This is a genomic window from Scandinavium sp. M-37, assembly GCF_043558715.1.
In the GTDB taxonomy this organism is placed as follows: Bacteria; Pseudomonadota; Gammaproteobacteria; order Enterobacterales; family Enterobacteriaceae; genus Scandinavium; species Scandinavium vulneris_A.
On the sequence record NZ_JBIGIN010000021.1, the window covers coordinates 13,293 to 38,789 of the forward strand.

Genomic DNA, 25,497 nt, shown 5'->3' on the forward strand with positions numbered 1-25,497 from the left:
ACATGTTCCTCTGTGTCAGATGATAATGGATCCACTGGCGTGTAGCTTACACGCCTTCGTCTGAATGATGCAAAAATCAGCGGCCTTTAAACCAGCCAATCAACCAGGCAACAACCCCTGCCCCCATCAAACCTACGGGATGCAGCCCCAAATCAGGACGGGTTATCAATAGCAAGGTTCCACTCAACATCAACACGGCACCCACGCCAAACAGATAGCGGGATTGCCCTTGTCGGACATGGTTGGTTCCCATCTCGCGGGCGATTTTATCAATGCTCCGCTGAATACTTTTGCCCTGGCGCAAACTGTCGTAAATCAGTTCCGGCATTTCCGGCATTTTTTCGATCCAGAACGGCGCTTTTTCTTTAAACGCCCGAATCAGCGCCGGAATACCTACCTGATCTTTGAGCCATGATTCAAGGAAAGGTTTCGCTGTCTTCCATAAGTCTAACTGAGGATAGAGCTGGCGGCCTACCCCCTCAACGTAAAGTAATGTTTTCTGAAGTAAAACCAGTTGCGGCTGCACTTCCATATTAAAGCGGCGCGCGGTGTTAAACAGATTCAACAGCACGTGACCAAATGAGATCTCTGCCAGCGGCTTCTCGAAGATGGGCTCGCAGACCGTGCGGATAGCAAATTCAAACTCTTCCACGTTGGTATCGGGCGGCACCCAGCCGGAATCCACATGCAGTTCAGCCACTTTGCGGTAATCGCGGTTAAAGAAAGCGATAAAGTTTTCCGCCAGATAGCGCTTATCTTCCTTATTCAGCGAGCCCACAATGCCGCAGTCGATGCCGATATACTGCGGATCCTCCGGGTGCTCGTAGCTAACGAAGATATTGCCCGGGTGCATGTCGGCATGGAAGAAGCTGTCGCGGAACACCTGCGTGAAGAACACCTGCACGCCGCGTTCGGCCAGCAGTTTCATGTTGGTATTCTGTTTTTCCAGCGTTTCAACATCCGACACCGGAATGCCGTAAATGCGCTCCATCACCAGCATGTCTTCGCGACAATAGTCGGAATAGACTTCCGGCACATAGAGCATCGGGCTGTCTTCAAAATTGCGGCGCAGCTGAATGGCGTTGGCCGCTTCACGCAGCAAATTCAGCTCATCAAGCAGCGTTTTTTCATACTCTTTTACCACTTCCTGCGGACGCAGACGGCGACCGTCGGGCAGCAAACGGGGCACCCAGCGCGCAAGACGGTAAATCAGCTTCATGTCCGCTTTAATGATCGGCAGGATATCCGGGCGAATCACCTTGATGACCACCTCTTTGCCGTTCTCTTTCAGACGGGCGGTGTGCACCTGAGCAATAGACGCCGAGGCCAGCGGCTGAATGTCAAAATCGTCGAACCAGCTCTCAACAGGAATATCCCCCATCGATTTTTCAATTTGCTGCTTCGCAAGCTTCCCATCAAACGGGGCGACGCGGTCCTGCAGCATAGCCAGCTGATCGGCGATTTGAGGGGGGAAAAGGTCACGGCGGGTGGACAGCATCTGGCCAAACTTGATCCAGACCGGGCCGAGCTCCTGCAAGGCAAGGCGCAGGCGATCGCCTAACGGTAAATCTTTATGGCGGTTGGGCATCCAGAACAGCATCCGCCGCCAGAGTCGAAGCGGCAGCGTGATACGCATTTTGGGAATGAGCTCATCAAGCCCGTAACTCAAAAAGGTGCGGATGATAAAATACAGGCGCCGAATTTCTCCTGGCGTCATTTCCCCTCCAGATTTTCCAGCCGTTTGGTTAAGGCTTCAACGGCGCGCGCGACGGCAGCGCTCTCTTCGGCAAACCAGGCCACTTCCAGCGAACCCGGCGCCATGCGCCACTCTTCGGTAATGACTTCCGCCACATAGCGCTGCTGGCGTTGCACACCGCGCTGCAGGAAGCTCGCCCCGCCGCGCAGCACTTTACTGACGCCTTCGGCAACGATATCGCCGGTATACGGGGCCAGCAGTTCAGCAGGATCGAACTCGGCCAGATCGGCCAGCGCGACAAAATTTTGCACCACCTGAAGATCACCCTGCACTTCGAGGTCACCCGAACGGATCAGGGACGTCAACTGCTGGCGGTTACGCAGCTGCGGCAACACGCCGATGCGGGTACTGACGGTGCAATCCGCCTCGCCTTCCCACGCGCTCAGGACATCAATCTGCTGCTCGCTGAAAACCAGCACCAGCGGGGCCGTGAACTCTTTTAGCTCAACGCGCAGCACCTTGCCCAGCAGACGCTGACGGGCAGGTTTGAGCGCACGTTCGCGCCACAAAAAGGTGTTAAGCGCACCTTCAATGCCCGCAGTGACCATAGGTTGAAAAGGCATGGCGAACTCCTGTCAGAACTTATACCCGCGGTGCAACGCGACGATACCGGCCGTCAGGTTGTAGTAATCCACGTTGTCGAAACCGGCATCCTGCATCATCGCTTTCAGGGTGTCCTGATCGGGATGCATACGGATGGATTCCGCCAGATAGCGATAGCTTTCGCCGTCTTTCGCCACTAACTCCCCCACACGCGGCAGCACATGGAATGAGTAGGCGTCATAGGCTTTGCTTAATGGGTCGAGGATGGGTTTGGAGAACTCCAGCACCAGCAAACGTCCACCCGGTTTCAGCACGCGATACATAGAACGCAGCGCTTTTTCTTTGTCGGTAACGTTACGCAGGCCAAAGGAAATGGTGATGCAGTCAAACGTGTTGTCCGGGAACGGCAGCGCTTCCGCGTTGGCCTGCACGTATTCCACATTGCCAATCACGCCGATATTGCGCAGCTTTTCGCGGCCCATTTTGAGCATCGATTCGTTGATATCAGCCAGCACGACACTACCGGTTTCGCCCACCAGACGGGAGAATTTCGCCGTCAGGTCGCCAGTACCGCCTGCTAAATCCAGCACTTTTTGCCCACGGCGGACGCCGCTGCAATCAATGGTGAAGCGTTTCCACAAGCGATGGATCCCGAACGACATCAGGTCGTTCATAACATCATACTTAGCGGCAACAGAATGGAATACATGCGCCACCATGTCCTCTTTCTGCGATTTGGCTACTGTCTGGAAGCCAAAGTGCGTCGTTTCTTGTGAATCCTCAACCATCTCAATGTCTGCCTATCAAGAAAATGTACCAGGAGTGTAACAGATTGGGCGCATTTCCCCTACGCTTCAACCGTGCCGGGAAACGCGATGCGCCTCAGTTTCAGACGGTTCATCAGAGGCCGACAAACGTGCCGCATCGTCATGTAATGCGCGGTTGTCGGGGTCAAATGCCTCTTCCTGCGCCGTCGCCTGTTCGGCCAAATCAGGGTTAATTTCACGTTTCACTTCAACGCCTAAGCCCCGGAAGGATTCTGCCTGCGCCAGCAGGTTTCCGCGCCCGGAGGCGAGTTTTTTCATGGCCTGGCGGTAGTTATCCTGGGCCTTATCCAGCCCCTGCCCAATCGCCGACATATCATCGACAAACAGCCGCATTTTGTCGTACAGGCGGCTGGCGCGATCGGCAATCTGCTGGGCATTACGGCTCTGATGCTCATAGCGCCAGAGGTTCGCAATGGTGCGCAGCGCCACCAGCAGCGTGGTTGGGCTGACCAGCATGATGTTGTTTCGGAGCGCTTCGGTAATCAGGTCTGGCTGTCGATCGATAGCCAACAGGAACGCAGGCTCCACCGGGATAAACATCAGCACATAGTCCAGCGAGCGCAGGCCCGGCAACTGCTGATAATCTTTACGGCCCAGGAGACGAATGTGGTTGCGCACCGAGGCGATATGCTCTTGCAGCGCGGCTTCACGCACGTAATCTTCTTCTGCATTAAAGAAACGCTCGTAGGCGATAAGCGTCATTTTGGCGTCGATCACCACGTCTTTTCCCTGCGGCAAACGCACGATCACATCGGGCTGCATTCGGGCACGGGCATCGGTTTCGATACTGACCTGAGTCTGATATTCGTGGCCTTCCCGCAGGCCGGATGCCTCCAGAACGCGCGTCAGGACCACTTCCCCCCAGTTGCCCTGGGTTTTGTTATCGCCCTTCAGCGCTTTGGTCAGGTTGACCGCTTCCTGGGCCATCTGCGCATTAAGCTGCTGCAGATTACGAATTTCATGGGCCAGGGTGTGGCGTTCCTGTGCCTCTTTGCCGAAGCTGTCCTGCACCTGGCGACGGAAGCCATCGAGCTGTTCGCGCAGCGGCGTGAGCAGGCCGTGCAGGCTCTGACGATTCTGTTCGTCGACCCGGCGATTACTGTGCTCAAAAATACGATTGGCGAGGTTTTCAAACTGCTCGCTCAGGCGTTGTTCGCTGTTCACCATCTGGCGAATTTTATCTTCGGCGTGCAATTGGGTCGATTCGAGGCGGGTAGTCACTTCACGCAGATCGGCTTCCAGCGAGGTGTTAATCTCCCGCAGGTTGCGCAATTCGTTATTCAGCAGTTCACATTCATCGCGCCAGTGGGCATTCTGCGCCAGCTGTTGCTTCGCCGCAGCCAGTTCAATATCGATATCGTGCCGCTCTTCGATGAAATCAGCCCGCAGCCGGTCGGCATGTGATTTGCTCGCCAGCCAGCCAAACGCGGCCCCGACAATCAGTGCAGCCACTGCGCTGATGATGATTGAAATATCCACGGCTCCCCCTGCTCAACAACTTATCGGCACAATACCGACACAACGTAGAATTGTGGATTGTGCTGTATAAATGTCCAGTTTAAAAGGGTTTTCCTGCGAGGATGTACGCAAAAAAGAAAAGGCCGAACACGTCGGCCTTTTCATAAAGCAGAGGAATTACAGCAGGCGGCGTGCCGCTTCGACCACGATTTTCACCGCATGGCTTTCGGTTTTCTTCATGGTTTCCGCGTTCGGGATTTCTTGCTGGGTGCGGTTGACGATAACGCCCGCAACCATGCCCGCGCGCAGGCCCTGGCTGGAACACATAGTCAGCAGGGTGGCGGATTCCATTTCATAGTTCATCACGCCCATCGACTGCCACTCTTCCATGGAGCCTTTGTAGCGGTTTACCACGCGACCGGAGAAGGTGTCGTAACGTTCCTGGCCTGGGTAGAAGGTGTCGGAAGACGCGGTCACACCGATGTGGGTGGTGGCGCCAACGGATTTTGCCGCTTCAACCAGCGCAGTGGTACAGGCGAAATCAGCGACTGCCGGGTATTCCATCGGGGCGAAATGCAGGCTGGCACCGTCCAGACGCACGGACGCGGTGGTGACCAGCACGTCGCCGACGTTAATGTTTGGCTGGATAGCGCCCGTGGTGCCCACGCGCAGGAAAGTACGGATGCCCAGCTGGGCCAGTTCTTCTACTGCAATCGAGGTGGAGGGACCGCCGATACCGGTGGAACACACGATAACCGCTTTACCGTCCAGCTCTGCACGCCAGGAGGTGAATTCACGATGCGATGCCAGCTTAACCGGCTTGTCCATCAGCGCGGCGATCTTTTCCACACGCTCCGGATCGCCCGGGACGATAGCGAGCGTTGCCCCTTGTAAATCGTTCTTGGTGAGGCCGAGATGAAAAACATCAGACTTAGACATATAAAAACTCCTCTCTGGGTCGAGTTGTCAGCAGAAGCAAAAACGTACTCTACCGAAGCTTTGGACACATTTTCGTGACAATCATCACTATGAGTGAAAATGTTTGCATTAGTTTTCTTATAAAAAGTGATTCACATCACATTAACAAGCGGTAATGATAACCACTGCACATAAGATAGCCGTTTTCTGGCACTGTGAATTGTTAACCTGCGGACTATATTTATCACTGCGCTAAATAGATGGGTACGGAGAAGACCATGACAGATAAACAACCCGGCTTTGCACCGGCTGCAGCACCTCACGCCTCAACCCTCATTCTGACCCCGGAAGACGCGATCGTTTCGGGGGAGACGTCGATCCCGTCGCAGGGCGAAAACATGCCTGCGTTTCATGCCCGGCCAAAAAATACCGACGGCCCGTTGCCGGTGGTGATTGTGGTGCAGGAAATTTTCGGCGTGCACGAGCACATCCGCGACGTCTGCCGTCGTTTGGCGGGGGAAGGCTATCTGGCGATCGCGCCGGAGCTCTATTTCCGTCAGGGCGATCCGAATGATTATGCTGACATCCCGACGCTGTTCAGCGGCCTGGTGTCGAAAGTGCCTGATGCTCAGGTGCTGGCAGATCTCGACCACGTTGCCAGCTGGGCCTCGCGCAACGGTGGCGATGCCAATCGCCTGCTGATCACCGGTTTTTGCTGGGGCGGTCGCATAGCGTGGCTGTACGCGGCGCATAATCCACAGCTGAAAGCGGCGGTGGCGTGGTACGGCAAACTGGTGGGTGACAAATCGCTGAATTCACCGAAGCATCCGGTCGATATCGCAATCGACTTGACCGCGCCAGTGCTCGGCCTGTACGGCGGCCAGGATACCGGCATTACGCTGGAGAGCGTGGAGACCATGCGTCAGGCGCTGCGGGCGGCAAACGCCAAAGCAGACATTATTGTTTACCCGGAAGCCGGACATGCGTTTAACGCCGACTATCGTCCGAGCTATCACGAAGAGTCGGCCAAAGACGGCTGGCAGAGAATGCTGGCGTGGTTTGCGCAGTACGGCGGGAAGAAAGGATAAACAAAGCCTTGATTGCCCGGCAACTGCCGGGCAAAAACTCACTATTTAGGCTTTTTCAAACCGGGGGGATTTGAGTTCATCCACCAGAAAATACACCACATCGTGCAGTAAACCCGCCAGATCCTGACCGTTTTTCGCCAGAAGCGTGCCGCCACTTAATGTCAGGGTTAATGCCTGGGCATAATCCAGCAGCAGATCGGTCTCCTGCCAGCTCTCCGGCAAGGTGGATAAAGGGACCGTTTCCACCGTCAGTTGGCTGACCATCCAGTCGGGCATTACGTCCACGCAGCGCTGACGCAGTACTGTCAGCGCGTGTGATAAGCGCCCGCATAGCGCCAGTCGGTAGTATTTGTCCCCACACTCCACCATTACACTGACCAGGGTGCCGCAAAAGTCCGCAGCGGTAAAAAGGTCAGCAGATCCCGACAGGGGAATATCAAGTGCTTCCTGGATTTCTTGCAGATCATCTTCAGAGAGGGTTTGGCTTGATGCTGTAGTCATTTGGCAATTCCTTGTGTTTTTTAAGGAGTCACCGCTGGAGTTCCTACGCTCACAGGTGGTGACGCTGACGGGGGTAGGAATACCGGACACAAGTGAAACCGGCCAACCTTTCGGTTGCCCCGCCAACGTCACCAGAGAGTTTACTGAGATGTACGCTGACATAACACAGAAAAATCTGTGCCCACTTATGTTTTATACAGGTTCCTACGCCCGGTTGCGGGATTGACCGCAACGCCATCACCTTACGAATACCGGGGTTATAAAGATAGCGGTTTATCGCGTTGCAGCCGAGTTGCTTTCCGTTTTGCGAGCACGTTTCAGCTTTCAAAATAAACCCTTCTAAATACATGGATTTTATTGCGATGAACCGCCCGGCGGCGCAAGCTTGCCAGGCCTACACGCTGAATCACGTAGGCCCGGCAAGCATCGCGCCGCCGGGCAATGTGGCATTGTTACCTTACGCCTGACGCAGGTTCTGCGCCGCTTTCACCATATTCGCCAGTGCAGCACGGGTTTCCGGCCAGCCGCGAGTTTTCAGGCCGCAGTCCGGGTTGACCCACAGACGCTCAGCCGGAATACGCTGGGCGGCTTTTTGCAGCAGGGCTTCAATCCATTCCACGCTTGGCACGTTGGGGGAGTGAATGTCATACACGCCCGGGCCGATTTCGTTCGGGTACTCGAACTCCTCAAACGACTCCAGCAGCTCCATGTCGGAACGTGAGGTCTCGATGGTGATCACGTCTGCATCCAGCGCGGCAATAGAATCCATAATGTCGTTGAACTCGCAGTAACACATGTGGGTGTGGATCTGCGTTTCGTCTTTCGCCACCGCGGCGTTGATGCGGAAGGCTTCCACGCCCCACGCCAGATAGGCTTCCCAGTCGCGTCTACGCAACGGCAGACCTTCGCGCAGCGCGGGTTCGTCAATCTGGATGATGCCAATGCCTGCCGCTTCCAGATCCGCCACTTCGTCACGTAGGGCCAGTGCAATCTGCTTGGCGATGGTTTCACGGGTCACGTCTTCACGCGGGAAGGACCAGCAAAGAATAGTCACCGGGCCAGTCAGCATCCCTTTCACCGGTTTGTCGGTCAGCGACTGGGCATACTTCGCCCACTCCACGGTGATCGCTTTCGGGCGGCTAATATCGCCAATCACCACCGGCGGCTTCACACAGCGGGAACCGTAGCTCTGCACCCAGCCGTTCTGGGTGAAGACGAACCCGTCCAGATGCTCACCGAAATATTCCACCATGTCGTTACGCTCGGCTTCACCGTGGACCAGCACGTCCAGGCCCAGGCGTTCCTGCTCAACGATCGCCTGTTTGATGTGTTCCGCGATACCGGTGCGATAGTTATTGGCATCCAGCGCACCTTTTTTGAAGTCGAGGCGCAGGCCGCGGATCTCGGTGGTCTGCGGGAAGGAACCGATAGTGGTGGTCGGCCAGGCAGGCAGGTTGAAGCGTGCGCGCTGGGCTTCAGCACGTTCGGCATACGGGCGGTTACGCTGGCTGTCCTGGGCGGTAATCGCCGCCAGACGTTTTTCGACGGCCGCATTATGGACGCGGGAAGAGTGACGACGGGCCTGAATTGGCGCACTCCATTCGGTGATGCCCGCGGTGTCGCCGCTGTTCAGAGCATCACGCAGCAGCGCCAGCTCCTGACATTTTTGCAGGGCAAAGGCGAACCAGCTTTTCACTTCCGCATCGAGACGCGTCTCCACGCTCAGGTCGATCGGGCTGTGCAGCAGGGAACAGGAAGAGGCCACCCACAGCGCACGTTTCCCGACGATCTCTTTGATCTGTGCATATTTCTCGGTCAGATCGGCACGCCAGACGTTACGCCCGTTGATCAGACCCGCAGACAGCAGCCAGTCGGCAGGCAGACGCTGGTGCAGTTCCGCCACCTCATCGTTACCGTGAACCAGATCGACATGCAGACCCTGCACCGGCAGCGCGGTGATGGTGTCGAGGTTCGGGGTAACGCCTTCGAAATAGGTGGTCAGCAGCAGCTTAACCTGGCCTTGCAGCGCCTCATAGGCAGGCTGGAACGCGTCGAGCCACGGACGCGGCAGCTCCAGAACCAGGATCGGTTCATCGATTTGTACCCACTCAACGCCACGTTTTGCCAGCTCCGCCAGCACCTGCTGGTACACCGGCAGAATGTCGTTCAGCAGGCTGAGGCGGTCAAACTGCTCGCCTTTCACTTTACCCAGCCACAGGTAAGTCACCGGCCCGAGCAGGACCGGTTTCACGTTGTGGCCCAGGGCCAGCGCTTCGTCAACTTCATCCAACAGCTGGGTCCAGGTCAGTTTGAATTCCTGACCTTGGGTGAATTCCGGCACCATATAATGATAGTTGGTGTTAAACCATTTGGTCATTTCTGCCGCTGCCGCCGGTTCGCCGGTTGGCGCACGGCCACGACCAATGCGGAACAGCGTGTCGATATCGACTGAGCCGTCTTTGTTCTGATGACGAGCCGGCACGTTGCCCAGCAGCAGGCTGGTGGTCAGAACATGGTCGTACCAGGCGAAATCGCCCACCGGCAGGAGATCCACGCCAGCATCCTGCTGCTGCTGCCAGTGGCGAGCGCGCAGTTCACGGCCGGTCGCCAGCAGGTCTTCACGGCTGCTGTTGCCCGCCCAGTAGCTCTCTTGTGCTTTTTTCAGTTCGCGGCGTAGGCCAACGCGAGGGAATCCGAGGGTGTGGTTGCGAATTGTCATGTGTTCTTCCTCTAATTAATTGTCAATCCTATGGATTTTGAATTTAGGGAAGGCGGCAAGTTTGCTCATCCCCGGGAGCTTACATAAGTAAGTGACCGGGGTGAGGAAACGCAGCCAACGCACCATAAATTTAAAAGACGAAGGATTTAGCCGTCTGGATGTTTACACATCTATAATGTAAAGGTACTGTATGATCCTCAAGCGCAATTTATTCATGCCGGAGTGAAGGACTTTCATGATCGAGATAAAACACCTGAAAACGCTGCAGGCGTTACGGAGTAGCGGATCGCTCGCCGCCGCGGCGGCCATGCTGCACCAGACGCAATCTGCGCTTTCTCACCAGTTCAGCGATCTGGAGCAGCGCCTTGGCTTCCGTCTGTTTGTGCGTAAGAGCCAGCCGTTGCGCTTTACCCCGCAGGGCGAGATCCTGTTGCAGCTGGCAAGCCAGGTGCTGCCGCAGATTAGCCGCGCATTGCAGGCCTGCAATGAGCCGCAGCAAACCACACTGCGCATCGCTATCGAATGCCATAGCTGTATTCAGTGGCTAACCCCGGCGCTGGAGAACTTTCGCGCGGGCTGGCCGCAGGTCGAGATGGACTTTAAATCCGGCGTGACTTTTGACCCACAGCCTGCGTTACAGCAGGGCGAGCTGGATATCGTCCTGACCTCCGACATTCTGCCGCGCAGCGGTCTGCACTATTCGCCAATGTTCGATTATGAAGTGCGTCTGGTGATGGCCCCGGAGCATCCGCTGGCAGCGAAAGCGCGCATTACCCCGGAAGATATCGCCAGCGAATCGCTGCTGATTTACCCGGTACAGCGCCAACGGCTGGATATCTGGCGGCATTTCCTGCAACCGGCAGGCGTCAGCCCGTCGCTGAAAAGCGTGGATAATACCCTGCTGTTGATTCAGATGGTGGCGGCGAAGATGGGCATTGCCGCCCTGCCGCATTGGGTGGTGGAGAGTTTTGAACGCCAGGGTCTGGTGGTCACCAAAACCCTGGGGGATGGCCTGTGGAGCCGACTGTACGCCGCGGTGCGCGATGGCGAGCAGCGTCAGCCGGTGACGGAAGCGTTTATTCGTTCAGCGCGGAATCACGCCTGCGATCATCTGCCGTTTGTGCGGAGCGCGGAGCGACCCAATAGCGATGGACCCATAGCGAAGCCACAATCACCAACGCTCCTGTAATAAAGCTCGGCCAGTGCGGCTGCTGTTGCCAGATAGCCAGATTCACCAACAGCCCGGCGGGCACATGCATGTTGTTCATGATCCCAAGCGTTCCGGCGTCCACCTGGGTGGCGCCATAGTTCCACATGAAGTACCCCATACCCGAGGCCACCACGCCCAGCCATACCAGAATGCCCCATTGCAGTGAAGTTGTTGGCAGCTTGTTCGGGTTGCCAAGCAGGAACCACGCCACCACCGCCACCAGAAACGCGCCCATATAAAACCACGCGAAGGCGTTATGCTGCGGCATCGGATGGATTTCCATTAAGCGCTTGTACCCCACCATACCGAGGGCAAAGCTGATATTCGACAGCTGCACCAGCAGCAGCCCGGTCCAGAAGTGCGGGCTAACGTGGTCGTAGCGAATGATCGCCGCGCCCACCACCGCCAGCATCGCACTCAGCAGATACCCCCAGCGCAGCGGACGCTGACTCATCAGGTCATAAATCAGAGTGATGTACAGCGGCGTCAGCACCGTGAACAGCAGGAACTCAGAGACCGTCAGGTACAGATACGCCCGGAACGCCAGCAGATACATGATCCCGAGCTGCATCGCGCCCACCAGCATGTACATCAGCAGGACTTTCGCAGACTGCGAGCGCGCCCGCAGAAACGGCAGGAAAACCAGCGCCGCGAGGCCCACGCGCATCAGCACGGAAAAATAGCTGTCGACGCTTCCAGCCAGGTATTCGCCAATCAGGCTAAAGGAAAACGCCCACAGAACGGTGGTGATAATCAATAACGCCACGATGAGACTCTCTCAGGAAAGGTTGCGGGCATTGTAGCGGAGTCTTCGGTTGACAACTGAACAAATAAAGAACAGTCGCATTGTGCGCCAGCGTTTTCCCACCGCTATTTAGGCCATTACTGATAGTTAAGTCATCCGATTGCAGGAATACTGATTCGTATCCCCAATCAGGCGTTTTTTCAGGATCGACCCTGTGACCGACGACACGTTTATCCCCGCTTTCCTTCAACAGTTGAATGCCTCCCGGGCGCGGCTGAAGCATGCTATTCACACCCGACAGCTGGAAATGTGGTATCAGCCAATCGTGTGTCTGGCAAACGGGGCGGTGGCCGGGGCCGAAGCGCTGATCCGCTGGCCGCAGCCGGATGGCAAACTGCTCCCGCCAGACAGTTTTATTCCCTTCGCCCGCGAAACCCAGCTCTTGAGCAGCATGACGATGTGGGTGGTTGAGCAGGTTTTTCGCGATCTCGGTGCCTGGCTGTGCCAGCACCCCGAACAGTATGTGTCGATTAACGTCGAACCTGACGATTTTCAGTCCGAGGATTTACTGACGCATGTGGCGCAGCTGTGCCGCCATGTTGGCGTTCGCCCGCAGCAAATCAGCCTCGAAATGACCGAGAGCAGCCGGGTCGATCCCCAGGCCATCGCTCCGATGATTGAACGCTATCGCCAGGCAGGCCACGCCATTTATCTGGACGATTTTGGCACCGGCTACGCCAACCTGAATTATCTTCAGGAGCTGACCTTCGACATGCTGAAAATTGATAAGACGCTGATCGACCCGCTGCCGGGTAAGAGCCTGCTGCCGCAGATTATCGCCCTGGCACAATCACTGTCGCTGGAGCCGCTGGCGGAAGGGGTGGAAACGCAGGCGCAGGCCACGTGGCTGGCCTCACATGGGGTGAAATACGCGCAGGGGTGGTTATACAGTAAAGCCCTGCCGAGCAGGGCTTTTATTGACTGGTGTGACGCGGGCTGCGTTATGACTGATTGAGATAAAGTCGGCGCAGGTAGTGCGGGACGGCATCGTCGGTGTTGCTGCCGATCACTTCCAGTTCAGGATGCAAATCTTTCAGGCGCTGATGCGCGTTTTCCATGATGCAGCCTTTGCCCGCCATAGAGAGCATTTCGGCGTCGTTCATGCCGTCGCCAAAGGCGATGCAGTCTGCCAGACCGTAACCCATCATCTTCGCGACCGCTTCCAGGGCATGGCCTTTCGACACGCCGCCCGCCATCACTTCCAGACAGGTCAGGGTCGAGAAGCTCACGTTTACCCTGTCACCCCAACGCGCGTTGATCGCCTGTTCTAACGGCAGCAGTGCTTCGTGGTCTGGAGAGGTGAAGAACACTTTGCTGACGCCTTCCGGCTCAAGCAGGCCCGGCTCATACAGCGCATAGTTGAAAATCGCTTCCTTGAAGAAACGCATCTCTTCCGGGCGATGGCGGTTCATGAACCACTCGTCGTTGCGATAAACGTTGGTGACGATATTCGCGTTGTTATGCATCACGCCGAACAGGTCAGACGCAATATCGGTATCGAGGTTATGCGCAAACACCAGGTTGCCGTCGGTGTCGTGCACCCGCGCGCCGTTGGAGGTGATCATGAAGGCCTTGATGCCCAGACCATCGCGGATTTGTCCCACGTCGATATGGTGGCGACCCGTGGCAAACACGAAGTTCACCCCTTTCCCGGTCAGCAGGGTCAGCGTTTCTTTGGTGTAGGGGGAGAGACGATGGTCGGGATTGAGCAGCGTACCATCTAAATCAGACGCAACAACCTGGTACATAAACGGATTAAACCTCTGGTAAGTTCGGCATGGTGCCGGATTAATCATGTCGGTTAAAAAACGCGACGATGTTCTGGAGCGCGACTGAGCGCATATCGTCCTTTTCGAAAAGGATCTCATGGAAAGCGCCCTGAATAACCAGCGGACGGCCGCCTTCACAAGGCTTGCCCGCCGCAGCGCGGCGTTCACAATACCGGTCGTGCATACGGTTATCCACGACCCGTTCTTCTTCAGCCTGAATCAGCAGCGTCGGCGTGTCATCATTCGCCACGCCTGCCAGAATCTGTTCCCCGGCCAACACCCCTTCCCGCACCCAATGGTAGGTTGGCCCTCCGACGCGAATATAAGGATTGTCGGCATAAAAGCCCAGATTTCGCCGATAGCGTTCCCGGCTGTGGGTCAGGATATTGAGACTGAACGGCAGCGCGTGCCAGCGCCCGGTGCCCATGGCGTAACGTTCTCTGATCCGCTGATGGCCCTCAGCAAAATCGAGAATGTGCCGCACCATCCAGTCGGGCAGCCGCATGATGATACCGAACATTGGCGCACAAAGCGCCATCGCATCGCATTGATTCGGATGATGCTGTAAAAACAGCGTGGCGATAGCCCCGCCCATCGAGTGGCCGAGAATGTAGCGTTTGCGCCACGGGCCCGGGGCGACTTCCTGCTGCCAGAAGGCGGTCAGGTCATCGACGTAATCACTGAAATTGTCCACGTGCCCACGATGGCTGTCGTCGAGCATCCGCCCGGAGAAGCCCTGGCCACGGTGATCGATAATTAACACGTCGAAACCGCTGTAGAACAGGTCATACGCCAACTCCGCGTACTTCACGTAGCTTTCGATACGACCCGGACAGACCACAATCACGCGATCGTGTTTTTTGGCGCGAAAGCGGACAAAGCGTACCGGAACATTATCCACGCCTCTGAACTCTGCTTCTTCGCGCTGTCGCCAGAAATTGCTTAACGGCCCTAACGTGAATGCGGCAAACGCGTTTTCTCTTGTTTCCCAGTCCATTTTCTGCCGAAACATCGGCTATTCACCCCTGCTCACCGCGGAAGACAGTATTTTGAAATGCGCGCCTTACAACGCGTGCGCAATAGCGTATTGTGGCATAAAAACAGACAACCAGGGAGTTTCTCATGACCTTTGAGTGGTGGTTTGCGTATCTGCTGACGTCCATTATTCTCAGCCTTTCCCCCGGTTCCGGGGCCATCAACACCATGACCACCGCCATTAACCACGGCTATCGCGGCGCGGCGGCGTCGATTGCCGGGCTGCAAACCGGGCTGGGGATCCATATCGTGCTGGTGGGCGTGGGCCTGGGAACGCTATTTTCCCGCTCGCTGCTGGCGTTTGAAGTGCTGAAATGGGCGGGTGCGGCGTATCTTATCTGGCTCGGCATTCAGCAATGGCGCGCCGCAGGGGCTATCGACCTGAACGCGGTGGCGAAAACCCAGACCCGCGGGCATCTGTTTAAGCGCGCGGTATTCGTCAATCTGACCAACCCGAAGAGCATCGTCTTTTTAGCCGCGCTGTTTCCGCAGTTCATCGTGCCGCATCAGCCACAGGTGATGCAGTACGTGGTGCTCGGGGCGACCACCATCGTGGTGGATATCATTGTGATGATTGGCTATGCGACGCTGGCCACGAGGATTGCGGGGTGGATCAAAGGCCCTCGGCAGATGAAGGCCCTGAATAAGATTTTTGGCTCGCTGTTTATGCTGGTTGGCGCCCTGCTTGCGTCAGCGCGCCATGCATGATTAGCGGGAGATGATCAGGTGAATACCGAACCCGGCAAACAGGGTGCCGGCCACGCCATCAATCCATTTCGCCATGCGCTGGTAACCCCGGCGCATGGTCGGGAGAGCAAACAGGCTCGCCACCACGGTAAACCAGGCGAAGGTTTCCACGGCGATCATCACAAATAATCCCCAGCGTTCGGCGCTGCCGACGTTATCCCCGACGAACAGCGAAAACACGCTGCCGAAGTAAATAATGGCTTTCGGGTTCGACAGGTTGGTGAGCAGACCTTTCAGGAAACTGCGGCCACCGTGTGCCAGCTCAACGGCCGGAACCTCCTCCGTTGGTGCGTCCTTTTTCAACGCGCCACGCAGCATCTGATAACCCATCCAGCACAGATACAACCCGCCGCCGACCATAATGACGCTGTGCAGCCATGCCATTTTTTCGAGGATCAGATTCAGGCCGAGTAACGCCACTCCAGACCACACCATGACGCCACCGGTGATCCCCAACACGCCCATCATGGCTTCTTTGCGGGAACGGCTAACGGCAGTTTGCGATACGAAAAAGAAGTCGGGGCCGGGTGTCACCAGGGCAACGATATGCAGGAGCGCGACGGTCAGAAAGAGCATCAACATAAGAAAGTCACTCGCGGGATTATCAGTCGGGGAACCACTATCCTGCCACGTTCGGGCAGGACTGGCTACTACTCATCTTCGCCGTCAACATGGCTGCGGATCAGTGCCATGAACTCACGGCCAAACCGCTCCAGCTTGCGGGTGCCGACGCCGTTTACGCCCAACATGTCACCTGGGGTGAGCGGCATCTGTTCGGCCATTTCGATCAGCGTGGCATCGTTAAACACGACGTAAGGCGGGATATTTTCTTCATCGGCGATGACTTTACGCAGCTTGCGCAGTTTGGCAAACAGCTTGCGGTCGTAGTTACCGCCGTAGGATTTCTGCGCCACACGCGGTTTAAGCGCCAGTACGCGCGGCACCGCGAGCTGCAACGGCACTTCCCCACGCAGCACCGGACGCGCCGGGTCGGTCATCTGTAGCGCTGAATGCTGAGCGATATTCTGCGTCACCAACCCGAGGTGGATCAGCTGGCGGATCACACTCACCCAGTGTTCATGGGTTTTGTCGCGGCCCATGCCGTATACCTTGAGCTTATCGTGACCCAGCTCGCGGATACGCTGGTTGTTGGCCCCGCGGATCACCTCTACCACATAGCCCATCCCGAAACGCTGATTCACCCGGCCAATGGTCGACAGCGCAATCTGCGCATCCTGTAGGCCATCGTACTGTTTCGGCGGGTCAAGGCACACGTCGCAGTTGCCGCACGGCTCCTGCCGTCCTTCGCCAAAGTAATTCAGTAGCACCAGACGGCGGCAGGTTTGCGCTTCGGCAAAGGCGTTCATTGCGTTGAGCTTATGACGCTCGATGTCCTGCAACTGCCCGGCGGGCTTCTCTTCCAGGCATTTGCGCAGCCACGCCATGTCGGCCGGATCGTAAAACAGCATTGCTTCCGCTGGCAGGCCATCGCGCCCGGCGCGGCCGGTTTCCTGATAGTAGGATTCGATATTGCGCGGAATGTCGAAATGCACCACGAAGCGCACGTTCGGCTTGTTGATGCCCATCCCGAAGGCCACGGTGGCGACCACAATTTGCAGGTCGTCGCGCTGGAAGCGTTCCTGCACGTCGGCCCGGACGCTGTTTTCCAGCCCGGCGTGATAGGCCCCGGCGCTGATGCCTTTGCTTTGCAGACGCGCGGCGGTGTCTTCCACCTTGGCGCGGCTGTTACAGTAGATAATGCCGGATTTGCCGCGCTGATCCTGCACGTAGCGCATCAGCTGATCGAGCGGCTTGAACTTCTCCATCAGCATGTAGCGGATGTTAGGCCGGTCAAAGCTGCTTATCTGGATAAACGGATCGTTGAGACCCAGCAGACGCACAATATCACTGCGGGTGGTGTCATCGGCGGTGGCCGTCAGGGCAATAAACGGGACGGTAGGCAGGCGCTGGCGCAGTTGCCCAAGCGCGGCATATTCCGGGCGGAAATCGTGCCCCCACTGGGAAATACAGTGCGCCTCGTCCACCGCCACCATCGACAGCGGCCACTGGCTGATTTGGTCGATGAAGTTATCCATCATCAACCGTTCGGGCGCGATATACAGCAGGCGGATGGTGCCGCTACGACAGCCCGCTAATACTTCCTGCTGCTGTTCCCGGCTCTGCGCGGAGTTCAGACACCCCGCCGCCACGCCGTTGGCGAGCAGCTGATCGACCTGGTCTTTCATCAGTGAAATCAGCGGTGAGACCACGACCGTCAGGCCCTCGAGCACCAGTGCGGGAACCTGATAACACAGGGATTTTCCGCCGCCGGTCGGCATCACTACCAGACAGTCGCGCCCTTCGAGCACGGTGTCGATAATGGTTTCCTGACCCGGGCGGAACTGCTGGTAGCCAAAGGTTTCCTGTAAAACCTGCCTTGCCAGCGACACCTGATTTATCACTTCCGCCTGCGCCACGCTCACCCCGATTCTGAAATAAAAACAGGCGCTATTTTCAGCGCCTGAGAGCAAGAGTGCAACGTTTAAAACAGATCGTTGAGCATTACGCCGACACCGACACGCGTCTGGTTGAAGTTGTAATCGATCAGCGACTCGCCGTAACCGCTGTACACCTGAGTGTAGAGCCGCACGTGTTTGGTCACCGGATAGCTCAGGCCGAGTTCCGCCCCGCCGTAACCGGTGTTCCAGTTGTATTGGCCTTTGGCACTCAGGATCGCGTCACCCAGCTGATAGCCAATTTTGAGCTGGTAGTAGCCCATGTATTTGGTGATGTCCGGGTTATCGTCCGTCGAACCAATCACATACCATGGTTTCACTTCCACCAGCCAGTTGCCGTTTTGCGCCATCAGGCGGGTGTAAAGGCGGTTCCAGCTGCGGGATGTTGGGTCGGAACGACCGTTAGAGTCATGGTTATAGCCAAATTCGACGTCGCGCAGCGTCCAGCCAGCAAACTCATAATCGGTGGCAAAGCCGAGGAATACCTGTGGCTCGTAGTTGGTTTCGCGGAACGGGGCCGACTCTTCGGTGTTAGACAGCTGCCACCAGGATTTCTGGGTATACGACGCACCCAGCACCGAGTTATTACCCAAAATGCCACGCCACAGCGGGAAGGCTAAACTCAGCTGGAATTTCACCTCGTCCTTACGCGCATTATCCGACCAGTTGTAGCTCTTAATGGCTTCTTTGTTCATGTCGCTGGTCGCGGTGTAAATAACGTAATTGCTCTCATACGGGTAAAGCGTGAACGGATTGTCATGTTCTTGCAGCATGTTAGCAATGATGCTGCCACGCACGGCGGGCGTATCATGGACATCTTTTATTGTCGCTTCCTGCGCAGATACGGAAAGCGGCAGCCCTGCTACTGCCAGTAACCAACCCAGCCTGGTTCGCATTGCGAAATTCTCCTGATGAAATTTATTTTTGAATTATGAATCGGAGGTCATTTTACATACTTATCCACTTCTTGCGCGGTTATCGTTTCCGAAAGTAGAAATCAACAAATCATAGGCATAAAATCAACAATTCATTAACCAATGGAACAGGTGCTATGTCCGCAGAATTGACCGCCGAAGCCGCGCTAAAGCTGGTTGGCGATATCTTTGTCTATCACATGCCGTTTAACCGCGCGCTGGGTCTGGAGCTGGAACGTTACGAAAAATCCTTTGCCCAGCTGAGTTTTAACAACCAGCCGATGATGGTCGGCAACTGGGCGCAGAGTATTCTTCACGGCGGGGTGATCGCCTCGGCGCTGGACGTTGCCGCAGGCCTGGTGTGCGTCGGCAGCACCCTTACCCGACACGACACCATTAACGAAGATGAATTGCGCCAGCGTTTATCGCGGATGGGCACCATTGATTTGCGCGTAGACTACCTGCGTCCGGGGCGTGGCAACCGCTTCACCGCCACCAGCAGCCTGCTGCGCGCGGGCAATAAAGTCGCCGTGGCGCGCGTGGAATTGCACAACGAAGAGCAGGTTTATATCGCCAGTGCAACCGCCACTTATATGGTGGGTTGAATCGGTAAAATCGGGTAACATCCCTTTACTTATCAGTAACGGATTTTCCCATGGATGCTAAACAAACGCGGCAGGGCGTGTTTCTCGCTCTTGCCGCTTATTTTATTTGGGGCGTAGCACCGGCGTACTTCAAAGTTATCCACTACGTTCCCGCCGATGAAATTCTGACGCACCGCATCATCTGGTCGTTCTTCTTTATGGTGGCGCTGATTACCGTCAGCCGTCAGTGGGACGGCATCAAGCGACTGTGCCAGACGCCGAAGAAGATTTTCCTGCTGGCGCTGTCGGCGGTGCTGATTGGCGGCAACTGGCTGCTGTTTATCTGGGCGGTGAATAACCAGCACATGCTGGAAGCGAGCCTCGGCTACTTCATTAACCCGCTGGTGAATATTGTGCTGGGGATGCTTTTCCTCGGGGAGCGATTCCGCAGAATGCAGTGGGTCGCGGTATTCCTCGCCACCTGTGGCGTACTGGTTCAGCTCTGGACCTTTGGCTCACTGCCGATTATCGCCCTTGGGCTGGCGTTCAGCTTTGCGTTCTATGGCCTGGTGCGCAAGAAAATTGCCGTCGATGCGCAGACCGGGATGCTGGTTGAAACCCTGTGGTTGCTGCCCGTGGCGGCGATTTATCTGTTCGGCATTGCCGACAGCGCCACCAGCCATATGGGGCAAAATCCGTGGTCGCTGAACCTGCTGCTGATGGCCGCCGGCGTGGTCACCACCATTCCGCTGCTGTGCTTCACCGGGGCGGCCACCAAACTGCGCCTGTCGACCCTGGGCTTCTTCCAGTACATTGGCCCGACGCTGATGTTTATCCTCGCGGTGGTCTTTTACGGTGAAACCCCGGGTGCGGATAAAATGGTCACCTTCGCCTTTATTTGGGTGGCGCTGGCGGTATTTGTTTTCGATGCGCTGTACACCCTGCGTCGTACGCCAAAACGCTGACACCTCAGGCTTTGCCGGAAAGCGGCAAAGCTCATCCAGTTAAATTCTTTGTTATTTCAACCGGCTTCTCACATCTTCAGCGGATAATCCCCCTTGAGATGTGAAGCCGGATGCTGATACCTGATCCCGCCCGACGTTCTGCCTGGCTGCACGATGAGCAGCGCAGCGCGGTGCGCCTGCTCGCCAGAAGCTGGCTATGGCGCAGTGAACTCCCCACCTGGCTGTTGATGCTCACGGTCTACAGCGGCTGGTTTGTCACCCTGGCGTTCAACGCCGAACTGGGGCTTTTCGCCTCAACGGCGCTGCTGATCCTGTTCACCACCTGGTATTTATCACTCCAGCACGAGCTTATACACGGACACCCGACGCGCTGGCCTCGGGTTAACCAGCTGTTCGGCCTGCTGCTGGCCCCGGGGCTGGATATCGGTGGCGTGCTTGTGGGGATGGTGGCGTCGTTTCGCCAGGCAGAACGTCGGGCGATGGCGATGTGGCTGGTGCATTTCAGCTTGCTGGGGCTGGTGTTCGCCTGGCTACAGCACAATGGTTTTTCGCCAGTATGGTATCTGCTGGCGGTGAGTTATCCGGCGCTGGCGATCACTAAAATCCGCTCATTCCTTGAACATCGGGCCGCCGACGATCCGCTGGCTCGCTCCGCCATCACCGAAACCTCACTGCCATGGCGGCTGTTGTTCCTCAATCTGAACTATCATTCGGTACATCACGACCTGCCGGGCGTGCCGTGGTACGGCCTGCGCAAAGTCTGGCTGCGCGATAAAGAACGTTACGCCCAGCGCAATCAGGGGTTTGTGGTGAAAGGTTATCGGGAATGGTGGCGCAACTACCGTTTTCGCCCGGTGGATGTGACCGTGCATCCAGGAGGTTCAGAGGAGCCACAGCATGGCCGTTAATTTCGCGTTTCCGATGTATGACGTTCATCCGGCGGGCACCGATGCGCTGGCGGCGGCGATACAGCGTCGTTTTCCTGACGCCCGGTTTCAGCGCCCGACGGATCTGCTCGCACACTGGCAGCGTGACGATTTACTGCTGAGCCAGACCTGTGGCTACCCGCTGGTGACGCTGTTGCCCGATGTGCAGGTGGTCGGCTGTTTCCACTACACCGCGCCAGGCTGCGAAGGCATAAACTATCGCAGCCTGCTGGTCGTCCGTCAGGCCGAGGCGGGCAAAACAGTGCGCGATTTTCGCGGGCAGGTCGCGACCTGCAATTCGAAAGACTCGCAGTCGGGCTATCACGCCCTGCGCAATAGCGTCGGACACGACGATGCCTTTTTCCGTTCGATTGTATGGACCGGCAGCCACAGCCAGTCGCTGAGTGCGTTGCAACGCGGCGCGGCGGATATCGCCGCCATCGACTGCGTAAGCCTGGCGCTGTTGGCGCGTTATGAACCGCAGGCGCTGACGGGCCTCACCGTGATGGGTGAAACGGCGTTAACCCCGGGTCTGCCGCTGATCGCCTCGCGCCACACCTCGACGCAGACGCTGAACGCATTGCGCGAGGCATTAACGGAGATTGCCAATGAGGCAGAGATTGCAGAGCCGTTGCTGATCGGCGGCTTCAGTCCGGCCAGCCGCCGTGATTATGACGTGATACTTAAAGCCAGTTCTTACGCTTGAAGTAGAGGTACGGCGCGAGCCCTGCGAGGATCATGAAGATAATCGCCCCCGGATAACCGAAACTCCAGTGCAGCTCGGGCATAAACTCAAAGTTCATCCCATAGCTCGAGGCCACCAGCGTCGGCGGCAGGAACACCACCGATACCACCGAGAAGATCTTGATGATGCGGTTCTGCTCGATGTTGATAAAGCCCATCGCCGCCTGCATCAGGAAGTTTACCTTCTGGAACAGGGATTCGTTATGCGGCAGCAGGGATTCGATATCTCGCAGGATCTCCCGCGCTTGCTCAAGCTGAACTGCTGGCAACCGTGCCTTGCGCACCAGGAAGTTCAGCGCGCGCTGGGTATCCATCAGACACAAACGGACCTTCCAGCCGATATCTTCCAGCTCCGCCAGGGTCGACAGCGCTTCGTCGTATTCGTCGCCCTGATGGCCTTCCATGATCACGCGGCTCAGCTTTTCCAGATCGCTGTAGATGTTTTCGATTTCATCCGCCAGCTGTTCGATTTTGGTTTCGAACAGATCGAGCAACAGCTCAAACGCGTTGCCGTCGACCAGCTCCTGGTTACGGGCACGCATACGGTACAGGCGGAACGCTGGCAGTTCGCGCTCGCGCAGGGTGAACAGACGCCCTTCGCGGATGGTGAACGCCACGGTGGAGTTCCCCGCGTGGTCATCGGCATCTTCGAAGAAGAAGAAGGAGTGGATGTGCAGGCCGTCTTCGTCTTCGAAGAAACGGGCTGACGCCTCGATGTCTTCCAGCTCTGGTCGTGTCGCCAGGTTCTGGCCCAGTTCTGTCTGTACGCGATGACGTTCTTCATCGTCTGGCTCAACCAAATCTACCCAGACTGAACTGGCCAGATGCTTGATATCATCAGACTCGAGTCGCGTTAAGCGATTGTTTTCTAGTTGAAATGCGCTCAGCATGACCGGGACTCCCAATGCAAAAAATTATCGGACAGTACGGTGGGCACACAGAAACATCGGGGGTTTCAGACCATTAAGCCTGACTCAGAGCGACGGGAATAGCGCATGTCGCTGACAACCTCTAAGGCCATCAGCGTCGGGTGATAGCCTTAGGAGTTGTTCCTGGATTGCAGGAAGTTGAGCCAGCATCTACTGGGTGTGTCCAAGGTATCAGTCCTCTTAGCGTATTCGTGCGCGCATGTTACGCCAGCCTAAATGAAGCGTCAACAAACAGCGAAGCGCCAGAGAGCTTTTCACCCTCTCTGACTTATAAGACTAGCAGAACGTTAAGAAAATATGATGTATTTCTTAATGTTACACGTTTTCGAGGCGCGCATATGCGGCCACCAGCCATTTGATCCCTTGCCCCTGGAATGCCACCTGCAACCGGCTGTGTTCGCCGCTGCCTTCCAGATTGACGATGGTGCCTTCGCCAAATTTTGGGTGACGCACGCGCTGGCCAAGCTTATAGCCGGTGTCGTTTTCCGCCATCGGCGTGCCCATCCGCTGATGGCTGACCGGGCGGCTCACGGTGGCGCGCAGACGCACTTCTTCCACGCAGGCTTCCGGCAGCTCACCGACGAAGCGGGACGGACGATGATAGACTTCTTTGCCGTACAAACGGCGCGTTTCGGCGTAGGTCAGGGTCAGCTTTTGCATCGCGCGGGTGACACCGACGTAGGCCAGTCGACGCTCTTCTTCCAGTCGACCGCCCTCATCGAGCGACATCTGGCTCGGGAACATTCCCTCTTCCATGCCGACGATAAACACCTGCGGGAACTCCAGGCCTTTCGCCGAGTGCAGGGTCATCAGCTGGACTGCATCCTGCCAGGTATCCGCCTGCCCTTCGCCCGCTTCCAGTGCGGCGTGGGACAGGAATGCCTGCAGCGGCATTAAATCTTCTTCTTCGTCGTTGTAGCTGAACTGGCGCGTCGCCGTCACCAGTTCCTCTAAGTTTTCGATACGCGTCTGGCCCTTTTCGCCTTTCTCCTGCTCATACATCATGAACAGGCCAGAATCTTTAATTACCCGGTCGGTCTGGACGTGCAGCGGCATGTCCGACGTTTCCTGTGCCAGGGCGTCGATGAGTTCCATAAAGCGCTGTAAGGCGCTGGCAGCACGCCCGGCCAGCGCTTTGTCTTTCAGCAGTTCACGGCAGGCCTGCCACAGCGTTAACTGACGGTCGCGGGAGGCCTGGCGCACCACGTCGAGAGTACGATCACCAATGCCACGCGTCGGGGTGTTCACCACGCGTTCGAACGCCGCATCGTCGTTGCGGTTGGCAATCAGGCGCAGATAGGAGAGCGCGTCTTTGATTTCCTGACGTTCGAAGAAGCGCATCCCGCCATAAATGCGGTACGGCATACTGACCTGCAACAACGCCTCTTCCAGCACACGCGACTGGGCGTTGCTGCGATAGAGAATGGCGCACTGCTCAAGCTGTCCGCCGTTGTCCTGCCAGGTTTTGATCCGGTTAACCACAAAGCGCGCTTCGTCCAGCTCGTTGAAGGCGCAGTACAGGGAGATCGGTTCACCGTCGACCCCGTCGGTCCACAGCTTTTTACCCAGTCGCCCGTTGTTGTTTTCAATCAGGGCGTTGGCGGCACTCAAAATATTGTTAGTCGAGCGGTAGTTCTGCTCCAGACGGATGGTTTCAGCCCCGGGGAAATCCTTCAGGAAGCGCTGGATGTTTTCCACCTGCGCCCCACGCCAGCCGTAAATCGACTGGTCATCATCGCCAACGATCATCACTTTGCCACTGTCGCCCGCCAGCAGGCGGATCCACGCGTACTGAATGTTGTTGGTATCCTGGAACTCGTCGACCAGGATATTGGTGAAACGCTCGCGATAGTGCTGAAGAATGTGCGGCTTGTTGAGCCACAGCTCGTGGGCACGCAGCAGCAGTTCGGCGAAATCCACTAGCCCCGCACGGTCGCAGGCTTCCTGATAGGCCTGATACACCTTCTGCCAGGTCTGCTCCACCGGGTTGCCGTAGCTTTGAATGTGATGCGGACGTATCCCTTCATCTTTCTGGCCGTTGATGTACCACATTGCCTGCCGCGCCGGCCATTGCTTCTCGTCGAGGTTCATCGCCTTGATCAAGCGCTTGAGCAGACGCAGCTGATCTTCGCTGTCGAGGATCTGGAAATCCTGCGGCAGATTGGCGTCCAGATGGTGGGCGCGCAGCAAACGGTGCGCCAGCCCGTGGAAGGTCCCGACCCACATTCCGCCCTGGGTGGTGCCCATCAGTTGGCCGATACGGTGGCGCATTTCCGCCGCCGCTTTGTTGGTAAACGTCACCGCCATGATGGAATAAGGCGAGCAGTGTTCCACGCTCATCAGCCACGCGATACGGTGTACCAGCACACGCGTCTTACCACTTCCCGCTCCCGCCAGCACCAGCATGTTGGTACGCGATGCCGCCACGGCTTCACGCTGTTTGTCATTGAGGCTGTCGAGCAGGTAAGAAACGTCCATTGGCACCGCCACGTAGAAAAAGGGAAAACGACGAAACGCCCGGTGGCGCTTCGCTTACCGGGCCT

The 25,497-nt window shown here is 56.9% G+C and carries 24 protein-coding genes and 1 pseudogene; 8 read left to right on the forward strand and 17 right to left on the reverse strand.

The features are described 5' to 3' along the window. Window positions 1–76: 76 nt before the first annotated feature. From ubiB to udp, 5 genes are all read right to left on the reverse strand, one after another. Complete coding sequence (gene ubiB, locus ACG0Z5_RS15520) at window positions 77–1,717, reverse strand: ubiquinone biosynthesis regulatory protein kinase UbiB (protein ID WP_394448867.1); 1,641 nt, start codon at window positions 1,715–1,717, stop codon at window positions 77–79. Then, entirely contained in the window at window positions 1,714–2,319 is a 606-nt protein-coding gene (gene ubiJ, locus ACG0Z5_RS15525; RefSeq protein WP_394448869.1) for a ubiquinone biosynthesis protein UbiJ, read from the reverse strand. The genes ubiB and ubiJ overlap by 4 nt, the downstream gene beginning before the upstream one ends. 12 nt (window positions 2,320–2,331) lie before the next feature. Continuing rightward, the gene (gene ubiE / locus ACG0Z5_RS15530; RefSeq protein ID WP_319629656.1) at window positions 2,332–3,087 is read right to left on the reverse strand and encodes a bifunctional demethylmenaquinone methyltransferase/2-methoxy-6-polyprenyl-1,4-benzoquinol methylase UbiE; all 756 of its coding nucleotides are present in this window, start codon (window positions 3,085–3,087) and stop codon (window positions 2,332–2,334) included. A 66-nt stretch (window positions 3,088–3,153) separates the two neighbouring features. Then, window positions 3,154–4,605, reverse strand: a complete 1,452-nt coding sequence (gene rmuC / locus ACG0Z5_RS15535) for a DNA recombination protein RmuC (RefSeq protein ID WP_394448873.1) — start codon at window positions 4,603–4,605, stop codon at window positions 3,154–3,156. Between the two features lie 156 nt (window positions 4,606–4,761). Then, a complete protein-coding gene (udp, locus tag ACG0Z5_RS15540) occupies window positions 4,762–5,523 on the reverse strand; it encodes a uridine phosphorylase (RefSeq protein ID WP_319629658.1) in 762 nt (253 codons plus the stop codon). A gap of 257 nt (window positions 5,524–5,780) precedes the next feature. Here udp and ACG0Z5_RS15545 point away from each other — a divergent pair, with 257 nt between their 5' ends. After that, on the forward strand, window positions 5,781–6,590 hold the full coding sequence (locus ACG0Z5_RS15545; protein ID WP_394448876.1) for a dienelactone hydrolase family protein: 810 nt from the start codon (window positions 5,781–5,783) through the stop codon (window positions 6,588–6,590). A gap of 45 nt (window positions 6,591–6,635) precedes the next feature. Here ACG0Z5_RS15545 and ACG0Z5_RS15550 read toward each other — a convergent pair whose 3' ends face one another. The 3 genes and pseudogenes from ACG0Z5_RS15550 to metE form a co-directional block, all read right to left on the reverse strand. Beyond that, entirely contained in the window at window positions 6,636–7,091 is a 456-nt protein-coding gene (locus tag ACG0Z5_RS15550) for a hypothetical protein (protein ID WP_394449021.1), read from the reverse strand. Between the two features lie 3 nt (window positions 7,092–7,094). Next, window positions 7,095–7,253: pseudogene (locus ACG0Z5_RS15555) on the reverse strand (ash family protein); the annotation flags it as partial. Window positions 7,254–7,548: 295 nt separating this feature from the next. Beyond that, window positions 7,549–9,810: a 5-methyltetrahydropteroyltriglutamate--homocysteine S-methyltransferase gene (gene metE / locus ACG0Z5_RS15560; protein WP_394448878.1), complete on the reverse strand. Its 2,262-nt coding sequence runs from the start codon at window positions 9,808–9,810 to the stop codon at window positions 7,549–7,551. A gap of 235 nt (window positions 9,811–10,045) precedes the next feature. Here metE and metR point away from each other — a divergent pair, with 235 nt between their 5' ends. Continuing rightward, window positions 10,046–10,999, forward strand: coding sequence for an HTH-type transcriptional regulator MetR (gene metR / locus ACG0Z5_RS15565; RefSeq protein WP_394448880.1), 954 nt, complete (start codon window positions 10,046–10,048; stop codon window positions 10,997–10,999). On the opposite strand, the gene ACG0Z5_RS15570 is transcribed toward metR, so the two are convergent. Further along, window positions 10,887–11,786: a carboxylate/amino acid/amine transporter gene (locus ACG0Z5_RS15570; protein WP_394448882.1), complete on the reverse strand. Its 900-nt coding sequence runs from the start codon at window positions 11,784–11,786 to the stop codon at window positions 10,887–10,889. The two genes, metR and ACG0Z5_RS15570, sit on opposite strands and share 113 nt — an antisense overlap. Before the next feature lie 193 nt (window positions 11,787–11,979). On the opposite strand from ACG0Z5_RS15570, the gene ACG0Z5_RS15575 reads away from it, so the two are divergent. Then, a complete protein-coding gene (locus ACG0Z5_RS15575; RefSeq protein WP_394448884.1) occupies window positions 11,980–12,780 on the forward strand; it encodes an EAL domain-containing protein in 801 nt (266 codons plus the stop codon). Here the strand turns inward: ACG0Z5_RS15575 and yigL are convergent. Then, window positions 12,767–13,573, reverse strand: a complete 807-nt coding sequence (gene yigL / locus ACG0Z5_RS15580; RefSeq protein WP_394448889.1) for a sugar/pyridoxal phosphate phosphatase YigL — start codon at window positions 13,571–13,573, stop codon at window positions 12,767–12,769. The genes ACG0Z5_RS15575 and yigL overlap by 14 nt on opposite strands. Window positions 13,574–13,613: 40 nt before the next feature. Further along, window positions 13,614–14,606, reverse strand: coding sequence for a lysophospholipase L2 (gene pldB / locus ACG0Z5_RS15585; protein WP_394448891.1), 993 nt, complete (start codon window positions 14,604–14,606; stop codon window positions 13,614–13,616). 110 nt (window positions 14,607–14,716) lie between these two features. Between pldB and rhtB the strand changes: the two genes are divergently transcribed. After that, a complete protein-coding gene (gene rhtB / locus ACG0Z5_RS15590; RefSeq protein WP_394448893.1) occupies window positions 14,717–15,337 on the forward strand; it encodes a homoserine/homoserine lactone efflux protein in 621 nt (206 codons plus the stop codon). Here rhtB and rhtC read toward each other — a convergent pair whose 3' ends face one another. From rhtC to pldA, 3 genes are all read right to left on the reverse strand, one after another. Beyond that, window positions 15,338–15,958, reverse strand: coding sequence for a threonine export protein RhtC (rhtC, locus tag ACG0Z5_RS15595; RefSeq protein WP_394448895.1), 621 nt, complete (start codon window positions 15,956–15,958; stop codon window positions 15,338–15,340). Window positions 15,959–16,026: 68 nt separating this feature from the next. Beyond that, window positions 16,027–17,853, reverse strand: a complete 1,827-nt coding sequence (recQ, locus tag ACG0Z5_RS15600; RefSeq protein ID WP_394449009.1) for an ATP-dependent DNA helicase RecQ — start codon at window positions 17,851–17,853, stop codon at window positions 16,027–16,029. A 65-nt stretch (window positions 17,854–17,918) separates the two neighbouring features. Continuing rightward, window positions 17,919–18,788 carry a phospholipase A gene (gene pldA, locus ACG0Z5_RS15605; RefSeq protein WP_394448898.1) on the reverse strand — a complete coding sequence of 290 codons (870 nt, stop codon included), beginning with the start codon at window positions 18,786–18,788 and terminating at the stop codon, window positions 17,919–17,921. Between the two features lie 155 nt (window positions 18,789–18,943). On the opposite strand from pldA, the gene yigI reads away from it, so the two are divergent. The 4 genes from yigI (at window position 18,944) to ACG0Z5_RS15625 (ending at window position 21,987) form a co-directional block, all read left to right on the forward strand. Further along, window positions 18,944–19,411: an acyl-CoA thioesterase YigI gene (gene yigI / locus ACG0Z5_RS15610; RefSeq protein ID WP_125353410.1), complete on the forward strand. Its 468-nt coding sequence runs from the start codon at window positions 18,944–18,946 to the stop codon at window positions 19,409–19,411. A gap of 50 nt (window positions 19,412–19,461) precedes the next feature. Then, the gene (rarD, locus tag ACG0Z5_RS15615) at window positions 19,462–20,355 is read left to right on the forward strand and encodes an EamA family transporter RarD (protein WP_394448902.1); all 894 of its coding nucleotides are present in this window, start codon (window positions 19,462–19,464) and stop codon (window positions 20,353–20,355) included. Between the two features lie 110 nt (window positions 20,356–20,465). Beyond that, window positions 20,466–21,263 carry a fatty acid desaturase gene (locus ACG0Z5_RS15620; RefSeq protein WP_394448905.1) on the forward strand — a complete coding sequence of 266 codons (798 nt, stop codon included), beginning with the start codon at window positions 20,466–20,468 and terminating at the stop codon, window positions 21,261–21,263. Further along, the gene (locus tag ACG0Z5_RS15625; protein ID WP_394448908.1) at window positions 21,253–21,987 is read left to right on the forward strand and encodes a phosphate/phosphite/phosphonate ABC transporter substrate-binding protein; all 735 of its coding nucleotides are present in this window, start codon (window positions 21,253–21,255) and stop codon (window positions 21,985–21,987) included. Before ACG0Z5_RS15620 ends, ACG0Z5_RS15625 begins: the two co-directional genes overlap by 11 nt. Here the strand turns inward: ACG0Z5_RS15625 and corA are convergent. From corA to uvrD, 3 genes are all read right to left on the reverse strand, one after another. Beyond that, complete coding sequence (gene corA, locus ACG0Z5_RS15630; RefSeq protein ID WP_319629676.1) at window positions 21,965–22,915, reverse strand: magnesium/cobalt transporter CorA; 951 nt, start codon at window positions 22,913–22,915, stop codon at window positions 21,965–21,967. The genes ACG0Z5_RS15625 and corA overlap by 23 nt on opposite strands. Window positions 22,916–23,064: 149 nt before the next feature. After that, a complete protein-coding gene (ysgD, locus tag ACG0Z5_RS15635) occupies window positions 23,065–23,121 on the reverse strand; it encodes a YsgD/CorL family protein (RefSeq protein WP_366509402.1) in 57 nt (18 codons plus the stop codon). A 148-nt stretch (window positions 23,122–23,269) separates the two neighbouring features. After that, complete coding sequence (gene uvrD, locus ACG0Z5_RS15640; RefSeq protein WP_394448912.1) at window positions 23,270–25,432, reverse strand: DNA helicase II; 2,163 nt, start codon at window positions 25,430–25,432, stop codon at window positions 23,270–23,272. Window positions 25,433–25,497: the final 65 nt, after the last annotated feature.

What these genes read in the sequence shown, in the direction of transcription:
- ubiB (WP_394448867.1), bottom strand. Translation starts at nt 1,717, where the DNA reads ATGACGCCAGGAGAAATTCGGCGCCTGTATTTTATCATCCGCACCTTT.
- ubiJ (WP_394448869.1), bottom strand. Translation starts at nt 2,319, where the DNA reads ATGCCTTTTCAACCTATGGTCACTGCGGGCATTGAAGGTGCGCTTAAC.
- ubiE (WP_319629656.1), bottom strand. Translation starts at nt 3,087, where the DNA reads ATGGTTGAGGATTCACAAGAAACGACGCACTTTGGCTTCCAGACAGTA.
- udp (WP_319629658.1), bottom strand. Translation starts at nt 5,523, where the DNA reads ATGTCTAAGTCTGATGTTTTTCATCTCGGCCTCACCAAGAACGATTTA.
- ACG0Z5_RS15545 (WP_394448876.1), top strand. Translation starts at nt 5,781, where the DNA reads ATGACAGATAAACAACCCGGCTTTGCACCGGCTGCAGCACCTCACGCC.
- ACG0Z5_RS15550 (WP_394449021.1), bottom strand. Translation starts at nt 7,091, where the DNA reads ATGACTACAGCATCAAGCCAAACCCTCTCTGAAGATGATCTGCAAGAA.
- metE (WP_394448878.1), bottom strand. Translation starts at nt 9,810, where the DNA reads ATGACAATTCGCAACCACACCCTCGGATTCCCTCGCGTTGGCCTACGC.
- metR (WP_394448880.1), top strand. Translation starts at nt 10,046, where the DNA reads ATGATCGAGATAAAACACCTGAAAACGCTGCAGGCGTTACGGAGTAGC.
- yigL (WP_394448889.1), bottom strand. Translation starts at nt 13,573, where the DNA reads ATGTACCAGGTTGTTGCGTCTGATTTAGATGGTACGCTGCTCAATCCC.
- pldB (WP_394448891.1), bottom strand. Translation starts at nt 14,606, where the DNA reads ATGTTTCGGCAGAAAATGGACTGGGAAACAAGAGAAAACGCGTTTGCC.
- rhtB (WP_394448893.1), top strand. Translation starts at nt 14,717, where the DNA reads ATGACCTTTGAGTGGTGGTTTGCGTATCTGCTGACGTCCATTATTCTC.
- rhtC (WP_394448895.1), bottom strand. Translation starts at nt 15,958, where the DNA reads ATGTTGATGCTCTTTCTGACCGTCGCGCTCCTGCATATCGTTGCCCTG.
- pldA (WP_394448898.1), bottom strand. Translation starts at nt 18,788, where the DNA reads ATGCGAACCAGGCTGGGTTGGTTACTGGCAGTAGCAGGGCTGCCGCTT.
- yigI (WP_125353410.1), top strand. Translation starts at nt 18,944, where the DNA reads ATGTCCGCAGAATTGACCGCCGAAGCCGCGCTAAAGCTGGTTGGCGAT.
- rarD (WP_394448902.1), top strand. Translation starts at nt 19,462, where the DNA reads ATGGATGCTAAACAAACGCGGCAGGGCGTGTTTCTCGCTCTTGCCGCT.
- ACG0Z5_RS15620 (WP_394448905.1), top strand. Translation starts at nt 20,466, where the DNA reads ATGCTGATACCTGATCCCGCCCGACGTTCTGCCTGGCTGCACGATGAG.
- ACG0Z5_RS15625 (WP_394448908.1), top strand. Translation starts at nt 21,253, where the DNA reads ATGGCCGTTAATTTCGCGTTTCCGATGTATGACGTTCATCCGGCGGGC.
- corA (WP_319629676.1), bottom strand. Translation starts at nt 22,915, where the DNA reads ATGCTGAGCGCATTTCAACTAGAAAACAATCGCTTAACGCGACTCGAG.
- uvrD (WP_394448912.1), bottom strand. Translation starts at nt 25,432, where the DNA reads ATGGACGTTTCTTACCTGCTCGACAGCCTCAATGACAAACAGCGTGAA.